Origin of the sequence: Blastococcus sp. CT_GayMR16, from assembly GCF_004570875.1 — a bacterium.
Taxonomy (GTDB): domain Bacteria; phylum Actinomycetota; class Actinomycetes; order Mycobacteriales; family Geodermatophilaceae; genus Blastococcus_B.
The window spans coordinates 18,128-30,103 of the sequence record NZ_SPQK01000030.1; the positions used below are offsets into that span (position 1 = coordinate 18,128).

Below are 11,976 nucleotides of genomic sequence, written 5' to 3' on the forward strand. Positions count from 1 at the left end.
CCACAGTGGGGCCGGGCCTTCGTCGTTCGTCCTCAGGAGAGGCGCTCGAGCACCATCGCCATGCCCATGCCGCCGCCGACGCACATGGTCTCCAGGCCGAAGGTCTTGTCCCGAGTCTGCAGGCCGTTGATCAGCGTGCCGGTGATGCGCGCACCGGTCATGCCGAACGGGTGGCCGACGGCGATCGCGCCGCCGTGCACGTTGAGCCGGTCGAGATCGATGCCGAGGTCGCGGTAGCTGGGGATGACCTGGGCGGCGAACGCCTCGTTGATCTCGACGAGGTCGATGTCGCCGATGCTCATCCCGGCCCGCTGCAGCGCGAGGTTGGAGGCGTCGACCGGGCCGTAGCCCATGATCTCCGGCGACAGGCCGGTGACCGCGGTGGAGACGATCCGGGCCAGCGGGGTGAGTCCCAGCTCGCGGGCCTTGGTGTCGCTCATGACGATCACCGCGGCAGCGCCGTCGTTGAGCGGACACGCGTTGCCCGCCGTGGCGCGGCCGTCCGGCCGGAAGACCGGCTTCAGCGAGGACAGCGCCTCCAGCGTGGTGCCGGCCCGCGGGCCGTCGTCCGTGCTGACGACCGTGCCGTCCGGCGTCGTGACCGGGGTGATCTCGCGGGCCCAGAAGCCGTTGTTGATGGCTTCCTCGGCCAGGTTCTGGCTGCGGACGGCGAACTCGTCCATGTCCTGCCGGGAGACGTCCTTCAGGATGGCAAGGTTCTCGGCGGTCTGGCCCATCCCGATGTAGATGTCGGGGATCTGGCTGTCCTCGCGCGGGTCGTGCCAGCTGTCGGCGCCGCTCTCGGCGACCTTGGCGCCGCGGGCCTCCGCGTCGGAGAACGCCGGGTTCTTCGTGTCGGGCAGCGAGTCGCTGTTGCCCTTCACGAACCGGGACACCATCTCCACGCCGGCGGAGATGAAGACGTCGCCCTCACCGGCCTTGATCGCGTGCAGCGCCATGCGGGTGGTCTGCAGCGAGGACGAGCAGTAGCGGGTGATCGTCGTGCCGGGCAGGTGGTCCATGCCGAGCAGGACGCTGACGACACGGCCCATGTTGTAGCCCTGCTCGCCGCCGGGCAGGCCGCAGCCGAGCATCAGGTCGTCGATGTCGCGCGGGTCGAGCTCGGGCACCTTGTCGAGGGCGGCGCGCACGATGGTGGCGGCGAGGTCGTCGGGACGCAGGTCCTTCAGCGACCCCTTGAAGGCGCGGCCGATGGGGGAGCGGGCGGTCGCGACGATGACGGCTTCGGGCATGGGTCCTCCACGATGAGGCGGGTTCCGCGGACGATCGGCGGACGGCGGGTCGCCCCCGAAACTACTCCGCAGTACCTGGCCGCCACGCGGGCTGCACCACCGTCATCCGACGACGGCCTCCTCGGCCGACTCCTCCATCTGCTCGGGGGTCGGCAGCTCGGTCGGCCGGCGGCGCCGCAGCAGGACCCAGGGGCCGCGCGGACCGCTGTCGGACCCGCGGACCTCGGTGGGCTGCACCTCGGTGCCGGTCCGGCTCGCGGCGCGGACGGCGGCCTCGGCCATCGGCCGCACGGTGCCCCGGCGGATCGGGCGCAGCCCGCGGTCGGCCGTCGCGGGCCAGGCCCCCACGGCGTCGGCCACCGAGGGCAACAGGACGGCGGCGGCCTGGGCGTAGCCGACGGCGCTGGGGTGGAACTCGTCGATGCTGAACATGCTGCGGTCGGAGGCGAACGCGGGTCCGAGGACCGAGCCGAGCGACACCGTCCGCCCACCGGCCTCGACGACGGCGACGGTCTGGGCGGCGGCCATCTGCCGGCTCCAGCGTCGCGCGAAGGTCCGCAGCGGCTGGGCGATCGGTCGGATGGTGCCGAGGTCGGGGCAGGTGCCGACGACGACCTCGCAGCCGGCGGCGATGAGCCGGCGGACGGCGTCCTCGAGGTGCCGCACCGAGATGGCGGGCTTGGTCAGCGTCGTGACGTCGTTGGCGCCGATCATGATCAGGGCCACGTCGGGGTGCTCGGCGAGCGCGCGGTCGACCTGTTCCTCGAGCTCGCGGGACTCCGCACCCGTGACGGCCACCCGGACCAGGCGCACGGGCCGCTCCGCGAGCTCGGTGAGCGCGGCCGCGATCAGCACGCCGGGCGTCTCGGACGCCCGGTCGACGCCGAGGCCCACGGCGCTGGAGTCGCCGAGGACGGCGAACACCAGCGGCTTCCCCCGACCGCGCCCGTAGATCCCGTCGCCCGAGGGCGGATCGTCCTTGGAGGTGCGCGCCTCGACCTTGCGACGGGCGGCGCGGGCCTCCTCGCGCAGGAGTGCGGCGAGGGCGACTCCGCCCAGGGCGACGCTGCCGCCGCCGTAGACCGTGGCGGTGGCCAGCCGCTTCGCCGTCGTCGCTCGCGTCACGCTGCCTCCGCCCTGGTCGTCGTGCGTGCTGATCACTCCGTCAGTGAGGTTATCGGCCCTCTACCGTTCAACCTGTGGCCTCCTCACCCGCACGTGTGACCCATTCCACAGATCTCCCCGAGCGGGCCCAGTTGATCGTCGACGTCCTGGTGGACGCGTTCGCCGATCTGATGGCCGCCGACGCGGACGCCTTCCGGTCGAAGTTCCGCAAGATGGCGGCCGATCCGTTCGCCTTCTACCGGGGGAGCGCGTGTCTGTTCTACGCCGACATGGCGACACTCGAGGATCGCTGGAGCGACGAGCGGACGTCGCGGGTGTGGATCCAGGGTGACCTGCACGCGGAGAACTTCGGCACCTACATGGACAGTGCCGGTCGGATCGTCTTCGACGTCAACGACTTCGACGAGGCCTACCTCGGTCACGTGAGCTGGGACCTGCGGAGGTTCGCGGCCAGCTTCGCGCTCATGGCCTGGCGCAAGGCGCTCTCCGACGACGCCATCGGGGAGCTCATCGCGATCTACCTGACGTCCTACCTCGAACAGGTCGAGGCGTTCACCCGCTCCGACGAGGACCGCTCGTTCGCCCTCGTCAAGGCCAACACCGAGGGTGCGGTGCACGAGGTCATCCTCGAGACGGCGACGCGGACGCGGCTGTCCCTGCTCCAGCGGATCACCGTCGTCGAGGAGCACGAGCGGCGGTTCTCCGACCGCCCGCAGAACCGCCGCCTGGACGACGAGGAGCGCGAGAAGGTCATGGCGGCCCTCGATCGCTACCGCGAGACCGTCGCCCCACCGCGCCGGCGCCGCGACGTCGCCTACGACGTGAAGGACGTCGTCGGCACCGGTGGGTTCGGGATCGGCAGCGCCGGGCTGCCTGCCTACAACGTGCTCCTCGAGGGGTACGACCAGGCGCTGGAGAACGACGTCGTCCTGTCGATCAAGCAGGGCAACGTGGCGGCGCCCAGCCGCATCGTCGACGACGCGGAACTCGGGGGGTACTTCGAGCACGAGGGGCACCGGACGGCGATGAGCCAGCGGGCGCTCCAGGCCAACGCCTCCCAGTTCCTCGGCTACACCGAGATCGACGGTGTCGGCTTCGTCGTCGCGGAGCTCTCCCCGTACGAGCTGGACCTCGACTGGGAGGACCTCACCGAGCCCGAGGACATCGCTCCGGTCATGGCACAGCTGGGGAAGGCGACCGCGAAGCTGCACTGCGTCGGCGACGCCGACAGCGACCACTCGCTCGTGCCCTTCCAGATGGAGGAGGCGATCACCTCGATGATCGGGAACCGCCAGGACGAGTTCGTCGCGGACATCGTGCAGTTCGCGCACGACTACGCCCGGCGTACGCAGGAGGACCACCGGCTCTTCGTCGACGCGTTCCGGGCCGGCGCGATCCCGGGGATCAGCTCCAGCGGCTCCCACCCCGCGCCCTGACGTCCTCCGGCGGGGCAACTCCTTGGGGCGAGACCGACCCCTCGGCCCCTGCTCCTGGGGCCGTCCGGCCACTACCGTCGGTTCCCATGCGCGCGCCTGTTCGACTCGTCCGTGGCCAGTGGCCCAGCTCGTGGGAACGTCGCCTTCCCCGTCTCTTCCGGGTGGACCCCCGTGTCCTGCTGGAGGAGGAGCCCACGCCGGAGGACTTCCGGGCGGCGATGTCGATCATCCACGTCGGCGAGACCATCAAGATCACGGACGCGGACCGGCACGGTGCCGCGGACGCGCTGCTGCTGGAGAACGTCCCGCTGACCGGTGCCTCGATCGTCGACCTCGGGGCCTCCGACGGCTCGACGTCGGTCGAACTGATCGCCAAGCTGCCCGACTTCGAGTCCTACGTGATCGCCGACCTCTACCTGACGCTGCGGTCGGTGCAGGTCGGCCGGCACGTGCTCTTCTTCGACGCCGACGACAACTGTGTCCTGGTCGCGGGCCGGCGGCTGCTGGCCTGGCCGACGCTCTCGCGCACCGTGCGGCTCGTGGTCGCCCCGCTGATCGCCCGGGCCCGTCGCCGCCCCAGCCGCGACGTGCTGCTCCTCGGACCCGAGGCGCGGCGGCTGACCCGCACCGACCCGCGGGTGAGCACGCGCGTCCACGACGTCTTCCAGCCGTGGGGGGCACCCGCGCCCGACGTCATCAAGGTCGCCAACCTGCTGCGCCGGCTCTACTTCAGCGACGCCGACATCCTGCGGGCGCTCCGGGCGCTCCTCGCCAGCCTGGACGAGGGTGGGCACCTGCTGATCCTCGACAACCCCCGGCTGGCCGACATCACGCTGCGCGCCGGGCTGTACCGACGGGAGGGCGGCCGGTTCCGCCCGGTCGCCGAGACGCCGGACGCGCCGGAGATCGCCGACCTGTTCCGGTCACCGGAGCTGGCGCTCGCCTGATCTAGGTGTATTGCCCAGACAGGTTGGTCACCATGCCGACGTGCGGGCCGATGCCGGGCTTGTCGAACTCCTCGGTGACCACGGTGAAGCCCATCCGCTCGTAGAACCCGGCGGCCGCGACCCGGGCGTCGCACCACACCAGGTCGCCGCCGCGATCGGCCACCCGGGCCAGCCCGTCGACCACGAGGGCCCGTCCGGCGCCGGTCCCGCGGACGGTGGCGTCGGTGGCCATCCCGCGCAGCTGCCACGGAGCGGCGGCCGACCGCCACGGGCAGGGTGCGGGGGAGAAGCGGACCACGCCCACGACGGCGCCGTCCGCCGTCCGGGCCGCCAGGTGGAACGTCGCCGGGTCCTCGTCCCCGGCCCAGGTGATCTCGCCGCCGTTCGGGCGCAGCACCGCGCCGCGCAGGGCGTACGTGACCTCGGCGGTCGCCTCGTCGACGGTCAGGGGCGCACGTGCGTCGGAGGTCACCGCCCCAGTCTGGTGCTAGTGCGCGCGGCGCCCCCGGCGCGTCCGCAGATAGTCGGCGACCACGTACTCGCCCAGCCGCTCGGGATCCGGCTGGAACACCCGCCCGCCGGCCCGCTGGGTGAGGTCGTGGACGAAGTGCACCAGTCCCGGGTCGGGGTCGAGGGCGAACACGTTGACGGTCGCGCCGGTGCGGGCCACGCGCTCCACCTCGGCGACGGTCCGGGCGATCGTCTCCGGCATGGGCGGCCAGCAGAAGAACGGCGTCCCGTCGTCCTCCAGGTGGGCGGTGGGCTCACCGTCGGTGACCACCAGGACGACGGGCTCGGCGTCCCGGTGCCGGGCGAGGAACCGCCGCGCGAGCATCAGCCCGTGCTGGAGGTTGGTGCCCTGCAGGGTGTCCACGGACAGTTCGGCGAGGGTCTCCGGACGCAGCACCTGGGCGACCGAGGAGAACCCGATGATCTGGATCTCGTCCTGCGGGAAGCGGGTCGTGACCAGCGAGTGCAGCGCCATCGCCGTCGACTTCGCCGCACCCCAGGTGCCGCGCAGCGCCATCGAGTAGGAGAGGTCGACCAGCAGCGCGACCGCGGCGCCGGTGCGGCGCTCGGTCTCGACCACCTCGAAGTCCTCGACGGCGATCCTCACCTTGCGTTGGTGCTCGGTGCGTGGTTCGCCGGCGGTGCGCAGGACGGCGTTCTTCACCGTCCGGACGACGTCCAGGGGCTGCTCGTCGCCGAACCGCCACTCCCGGGAGCTGCCGGTGAGCTCGCCCGCGGAGCCGGCATCGGCCACGTCGTGGTCACCGCGGCCGGTCGCGTCGAGCTTGGCGAACACCCGGCGCAGCGCCGTCGCCCCGAGCCGCCGGACCGCCTTGGGGGAGAGCTCGAGCTTGCCGTCGGAGCGGTTGAGATAGCCCTGCCGCTCCAGCTCGCGCTCCATCTGGCGCAGCGCCGCCAGGTCGTCGACCGCCGGGCGGCCGAGGGCCCGCTCGAGCAGCTCCTCGTCGATGTCAGCCAGGGAGGCGCCCGCGTACCCCTGGGACAGCTGGCTGGACAGCGCCTCGAGGTCGGCGAGCTCGGCGACGGCGCTGGTCGCGTCGCCCATGCCGAGCGCCTGCTCCCCGTCGGGCACCTGCCCGCGCTGCCCCCACGGCAGGTCGGGCCGGGCCTGGCGGAGGGCGTCCTGCAGGTGGGACATCTCGCTGGCCAGGCCCATGTCGGCCATGGTCTGGGCCATCAGGTCCGAGAGCTCGGCGCGCTGGTCCGGGGACAGTCCGGCCATCATCCGTTCCTGCGCAGCCGCCCGGCGGGCCAGGGAGTCGATCAGCTCCTCGATGGACTCCGGGTTGTCCGGGAAGAACTGGCCGTGCTTGTCCATGAAGTCGGCGAACCGCTGGTCGGTGTCCTCGCCGCGGTTGTGCGCGTCGATGAGCTGCGACAGGTCGGCGACCATGTCCTTGACCGCCTGCATGTCCTGGTCGGTGGCGTTCTCCAGCGCTTGCTTCATCGAGGCGAAGGAGCTGTCGAGCACCTCCCGGCGCAGCAGGTCCTGGATCTGCTCGTAGGCCTGCCGGGCCTCCGGTGAGCGCCACGGGTAGTCCTTGAGCGCCCGGACGGCGCCGGCGGTGTCGTCCGGCAGTGCGTCCAGCTCGTCCTCGGCCAGCCGGGCGGCGTCGTCGGGGTCGGGGAAGAGCTCGCGCTTCTCCGCGGTCACCGCCTGGTCGAGCAGCTCGCGGACCTCCTGCAGCGTGCCGTCCATGCGCCCGGCCGTGCGCGCCTTCCGCAGCCGCTCGCGCACCGACCGGCGCAGCTCGTCGAGGCCCCGTCGTCCTTCCGTGCCGCGGCGCAGCAGCTCGCGCAGAGCCTCCCGCACCCCGCTGCCGGCCAGCACCGAGTCACCGATCTCGTCGACCGCGTTCCCGAGGTCGTACGGGGGCGCGAGCGGGTCGGGCCCGCCGTGCCACCGGCCGTAGCGGTATCCGCGACCGCCCCTCCTGGCAGGCACGTCAGGCCCCGTAGATCGTGCGGGTGCCGTCGGTGTCCTTCGCCAGTCGGCGGGTGAGATAGAGGCCCTCGAGCGCGAACTCGACGGCCGCGGCGGCCTGTTCGGCCGACTGCTCGCCCTCCGGGACGCCGAGCCGGCCCAGGAGCTCGGCCAGCTTCGGGATGGTGCCGAGCTGACCGAGCAGCACCGGCGCGGGCACCAGCTCGCCGGACTCCACGGTCTCCCCGCCGGTGAAGTGCTCCTGCAGCCCGGTGAGGTCGAGTCCGGCGCAGCGGGCGCGGAAGGTCTGCGCGGTGGCCTGGCGCAGCAGGTGCTCCAGGATCTCCAGCTCCCGCTCGTCGTCCGGATCGGCCCCGGAGTCGGCGAACTCGACCTTGCCGCGGCTCGCCGGCACCACGCTGGGCAGGTCGACGACCCGCGCCACCGGCCGGGTCTCCCCGGCGATGGCCGCCCGGCGGACGGCGGAGGCGGCGATCGTCTCCAGGCTCGCGATGGCGAAGCGGGCGCTGACGCCGGAGCGCTGGTCGACGTGGCTGGACTCGCGGACCAGCCGGGTGAAGCGGGCGATGATCTCGGCCAGGTGCTCGGGGATGATCGGGTGCTCGAAGGCGTCGTGCGCGCCGTCGGACCAGGCGACGTGCGCCTCCTGGTGCAGCAGCCGGATCTCGTCGCTGAGCTCGAGCGGGTAGTGGGTGCGCACCTCGGCGCCGAAGCGGTCCTTCAGCGGCGTGATGATCCGGCCGCGGTTGGTGTAGTCCTCGGGGTTGGCGCTGGCCACGAGCAGGAGGTCCAGCGGCAGGCGCACGCGGTAGCCGCGGATCTGGATGTCGCGCTCCTCGAGCACGTTCAACAGCGCGACCTGGATCCGCTCGGCGAGGTCGGGCAGCTCGTTGACGCTGAAGATGCCGCGGTTGGTACGCGGGACGAGCCCGTAGTGCACCGTCTCGGGATCGCCCAAGGTGCGGCCCTCGGCCACCTTGATCGGGTCGACGTCGCCGATGAGGTCGCCGACGCTGGTGTCCGGCGTCGCCAGCTTCTCGCCGAAGCGGTCGCTGCGGTGCAGCCACCCGACGGGGGTGGCGTCGCCGTGCTCGGCGATCCGGCGGTGGGCCCAGACGGAGATCGGGTGCAGCGGGTGCTCGTTGAGCTCGCTGCCGACCAGGACCGGCGTCCACTCGTCCAGCAGGCCGACGAGGGTGCGGATCAGCCGGGTCTTGCCCTGGCCGCGTTCGCCGAGCAGGACCAGGTCGTGGCCGGCGATGATCGCCCGCTCGACCTCGGGCAGGACGGTGTCCTCGAAGCCGACCATGCCGGGCAGGCTGGGCTCGCCGCGACCGAGACGGGCGAGCAGGTTCGTGCGGAGCTCGGCCTTGACCGGGCGGAAGGTGGCCCCGCCGTCGCGGAGCTCACCGAGGGTCGTGGGGGCGGGGGAAGGGCTGCTGGGCGCCGAGGTGGCTCCAGGGATGTCCGTCACCTCGACCACGGTACGACGGCGATGTGATCTGGCCATGTCCTTTGTCGTCGTGACCTGTCGTGCTCCGGACGACACCGCGGCCAATTTCCGTCCCCAGGTGCGTTGAGCGCCCTCGTCGCGCCTGCGCGGACGACTCGACGCGACCTGACGCCGGTCGCGTCTCTCACGCTCCCTCCTGCGAGGATCTGGCCCGTGACCGGTCCCGGCGAGCTCTCCCTGGTCAGTGGTGCCGATGTCGAGGCCGCTGCCGAGTTGCTCGCCGACGTCGTCCGGCACACCCCGCTGTGGCACTCCCGGGGTCTGGCCGACCTCGTCGGGGGCCCGGTCTGGCTCAAGTGCGAGAACCTGCAGCGCACCGGCTCGTTCAAGATCCGCGGCGCCTACACGCGCATCTCCCGGCTGACCGACGCCGAGCGGGCCCGGGGAGTGGTCGCCGCCAGCGCCGGCAACCACGCGCAGGGGGTCGCCCTGGCGGCGCGCCTGCTGGGCGCGAAGGCCACGGTGTTCATGCCGGAGACCGCGCCGCTGCCGAAGGTCGCGGCCACGCGCGCCTACGGCGCGGAGATCGTCCTGCACGGGCAGTCCCTCACCGAGGCGCTCGTGGCTGCCTCCGAGCACGCCGAGCGCACGGGCGCGGTGTTCATCCATCCGTTCGAGCACCCCGACGTGATCGCCGGACAGGGCACGGTCGGCCTCGAGATCCTCGACCAGTGCCCGGACGTCGCCACCGTTGTCGTCAGCGCGGGGGGCGGAGGACTGCTCGGTGGGGTCGCGGCCGCGGTCAAGGACCGCCGTCCGGACGTGCGGGTCGTCGCCGTCCAAGCCGAAGGGGCAGCGGCGTTCCCCGACTCCCTGGCCGCCGGCCGGCCGGTCGCGCTGCCGGCCATGTCGACGATGGCCGACGGCATCGCGGTGGCCTCGCCGGGCGAGCTCACCCTGGCCCTCTGCGCCGAACTGGTCGACGAGGTGCGCACGGTCACCGAGGAGGACCTCTCCCGAGCCCTGCTGTTCTGCCTGGAGCGGGCCAAGCTCGTGGTCGAGCCCGCCGGAGTGGCCGCGGTCGCTGCCGTCCTCGCCGACCCGAGCGCGTTCCCGCCCCCGGTGGTCGCGATCATCTCGGGCGGCAACATCGACCCGGTGCTGCTGCTGAAGGTCGTCCAGCACGGCATGGCCGCCGCCGGGCGGTACCTCTCGCTGCGCCTCCGGGTGCCCGACCGGCCGGGGTCCCTCGCCGCGGTCCTGGCCGAGCTCGCGGCGGTCGGCGCCAACGTGCTGGAGGTCGAGCACGAGCGGACCGACACCCAGTTGCACATCGGTGAGGTCGAGGTGTCCGTCGTCCTGGAGACGCGCGGTCCCGACCACGCCGCCGAGGTGGCCGCGGCCCTGACCCGGGCGGGCTTCCCGGTCATCTCCGGCTGAGCCCGTCGCCCGGCCGGGGTGTCGGCCGCGCGGGCCGATGAGTTCCGGGGCGGCCGCTCGTCTGGGTTGCATGCATCTGAACGAACCCCGAAATCCTGTTCACCGGTCGCGAAAAGCGGTCGGGAACTGTCACCGGTACGACATAGCGTGCCCGTCATGACCGATGCGATCGTCGTCGAAGGGCTGGTGAAGCGCTTCGGCGCCACCACGGCGCTCGACGGAGTGGACCTGTCCGTTCCCGAGGGCTCGGTGCTCGGGCTCCTCGGCCCCAACGGCGCCGGGAAGACCACGGTGGTGCGGATCCTCACCACCCTGCTGCGCGCCGACGCGGGCCGGGCCGAGGTGGTGGGGCTCGACGTGGTGCGCGACGCGGACGAGGTGCGCGCCTCCATCGGTCTCACCGGCCAGTACGCCGCCGTCGACGAGTACCTCACCGGTTTCGAGAACCTCGAGATGGTCGGTCGGCTCTACCACCTGCCGAAGGCCGAGGCCCGGTCACGGGCCGACGAGCTGCTGGCCAGGTTCGACCTCACCGACGCCGCCCAGCGGCCGGCCAAGACCTACTCCGGCGGGATGCGGCGACGGCTCGACATCGCGGCCTCGCTGATCGCCCGCCCGCGGGTGCTCTTCCTCGACGAGCCGACGACGGGGCTCGACCCGCGCAGCCGGCTGGCGATGTGGGAGTTCATCGCCGACCTCGCCGACGGCGGCACGACGATCCTGCTGACCACCCAGTACCTGGAGGAGGCCGACCGCCTCGCCGACCGGATGGTGGTCATCGACCACGGCCGGGTGATCGCCCGGGGCACGGGCGACGAGCTCAAGGCCCAGGTCGGCGGTCAGCGGCTGGAGTTCACCTTCGGCCGACCGGTCGACGTCGCCGAGGCGACGGCCCGGCTGCGCGAGCTGGCCATCGACGAGCCGCGGGCCGACGAGCAGAGCCGCCGGCTCAGCCTGCCGGTGCGCGGCGGTACCGAGGTGCTGGCCGAGGCGCTGCGCCGGCTGGAGGGCAGCGGCGTGGAGGTGCTCGATGTCGGGCTCCGCCGGCCCGACCTCGACGACGTGTTCCTGACCCTCACCGGCCACGCTGCCGAGAACGGCAAGGAGCCCGAACCGGAACGACCGGAAGCCGGCCACTCGGAGGCGGCTACCGTGGGGAGCGCGCGATGACCTCGCTGGCGATGACCGTCTCCGACGGCCTGACGATCACCCGACGCAACCTGATCAAGGTGAAGCGCGTCCCTGATCTGATCGTGTTCGCGACCCTGTCGCCGATCATGTTCGTGCTGCTGTTCCGCTACGTGTTCGGCGGGGCGATCAACGTGCCCGGCGACGTCAGCTACGCGGAGTTCCTGCTGCCCGGGATCTTCGCGCAGACGGTGATCTTCGGGAGCACGATCACCGGCGCCAGCCTGGCCGACGACCTGCAGAAGGGCCTGATCGACAGGTTCCGCTCGCTGCCCATGGCGCACTCGGCGGTGCTGGTCGGCCGGACCGTCGCCGACCTCGCGCTGAACGCGCTGTCGATCGTGGTCATGGCGCTCACGGGGCTCCTGGTGGGCTGGCGGATCCACACCTCGTTCGCCGAGGCGGTGGGCGGCTTCCTGGTCCTGCTCGGGTTCGCGTACGCGATGTCCTGGCTGATGGCGCTGGTGGGCCTGATCGTCCGGACGCCGGAGGTGGTGCAGAACGCCAGCTTCATCGTGATCTTCCCGATCACCTTCGTGGCCAACACGTTCGTGCCGCTGGAGACCTTTCCGTCGGTGCTGCGGCACTTCGCGGAATGGAACCCGGTGTCCTCGGTCGTGCAGGCGGCCCGCAACCTGTTCGGCAACTCCTTCGGCGC

General features: G+C 72.3%; 10 protein-coding genes. 5 read left to right on the forward strand and 5 right to left on the reverse strand.

Translation table 11 applies throughout. From position 1 onward, the window contains the following. Window positions 1-32: 32 nt before the first annotated feature. Together E4P38_RS21515 and E4P38_RS21520 are read right to left on the reverse strand one after the other, a co-directional pair. Window positions 33-1,253 carry an acetyl-CoA C-acetyltransferase gene (locus tag E4P38_RS21515; RefSeq protein ID WP_135134036.1) on the reverse strand — a complete coding sequence of 407 codons (1,221 nt, stop codon included), beginning with the start codon at window positions 1,251-1,253 and terminating at the stop codon, window positions 33-35. 102 nt (window positions 1,254-1,355) lie between these two features. Then, the gene (locus E4P38_RS21520) at window positions 1,356-2,414 is read right to left on the reverse strand and encodes an SGNH/GDSL hydrolase family protein (RefSeq protein ID WP_245161212.1); all 1,059 of its coding nucleotides are present in this window, start codon (window positions 2,412-2,414) and stop codon (window positions 1,356-1,358) included. A gap of 38 nt (window positions 2,415-2,452) precedes the next feature. Between E4P38_RS21520 and E4P38_RS21525 the strand changes: the two genes are divergently transcribed. Continuing rightward, complete coding sequence (locus tag E4P38_RS21525; protein WP_245161213.1) at window positions 2,453-3,814, forward strand: DUF2252 domain-containing protein; 1,362 nt, start codon at window positions 2,453-2,455, stop codon at window positions 3,812-3,814. An 86-nt stretch (window positions 3,815-3,900) separates the two neighbouring features. After that, a complete protein-coding gene (locus tag E4P38_RS21530) occupies window positions 3,901-4,761 on the forward strand; it encodes a hypothetical protein (protein WP_135134037.1) in 861 nt (286 codons plus the stop codon). A 1-nt stretch (window position 4,762) separates the two neighbouring features. On the opposite strand, the gene E4P38_RS21535 is transcribed toward E4P38_RS21530, so the two are convergent. From E4P38_RS21535 to E4P38_RS21545, 3 genes are read right to left on the reverse strand one after another with little or no spacing between them, the layout of a single operon-like run. After that, window positions 4,763-5,233 (reverse strand): GNAT family N-acetyltransferase, encoded by a 471-nt coding sequence (locus E4P38_RS21535; RefSeq protein ID WP_135134038.1) that lies wholly within the window; start codon window positions 5,231-5,233, stop codon window positions 4,763-4,765. Window positions 5,234-5,248: 15 nt separating this feature from the next. Then, window positions 5,249-7,237, reverse strand: a complete 1,989-nt coding sequence (locus tag E4P38_RS23955; RefSeq protein ID WP_135134039.1) for a VWA domain-containing protein — start codon at window positions 7,235-7,237, stop codon at window positions 5,249-5,251. Between the two features lies 1 nt (window position 7,238). Then, window positions 7,239-8,711: a sigma 54-interacting transcriptional regulator gene (locus E4P38_RS21545; protein ID WP_135134040.1), complete on the reverse strand. Its 1,473-nt coding sequence runs from the start codon at window positions 8,709-8,711 to the stop codon at window positions 7,239-7,241. A 192-nt stretch (window positions 8,712-8,903) separates the two neighbouring features. Between E4P38_RS21545 and ilvA the strand changes: the two genes are divergently transcribed. The 3 genes from ilvA to E4P38_RS21560 all read left to right on the forward strand — a co-directional run. After that, window positions 8,904-10,130, forward strand: a complete 1,227-nt coding sequence (gene ilvA, locus E4P38_RS21550) for a threonine ammonia-lyase (RefSeq protein ID WP_135134041.1) — start codon at window positions 8,904-8,906, stop codon at window positions 10,128-10,130. Window positions 10,131-10,286: 156 nt separating this feature from the next. After that, a complete protein-coding gene (locus E4P38_RS21555) occupies window positions 10,287-11,300 on the forward strand; it encodes an ATP-binding cassette domain-containing protein (protein ID WP_135134042.1) in 1,014 nt (337 codons plus the stop codon). Further along, window positions 11,297-11,976: ABC transporter permease (locus E4P38_RS21560; protein ID WP_135134043.1), on the forward strand; the 680-nt coding region annotated here is incomplete at its 3' end. The genes E4P38_RS21555 and E4P38_RS21560, both read left to right, overlap by 4 nt.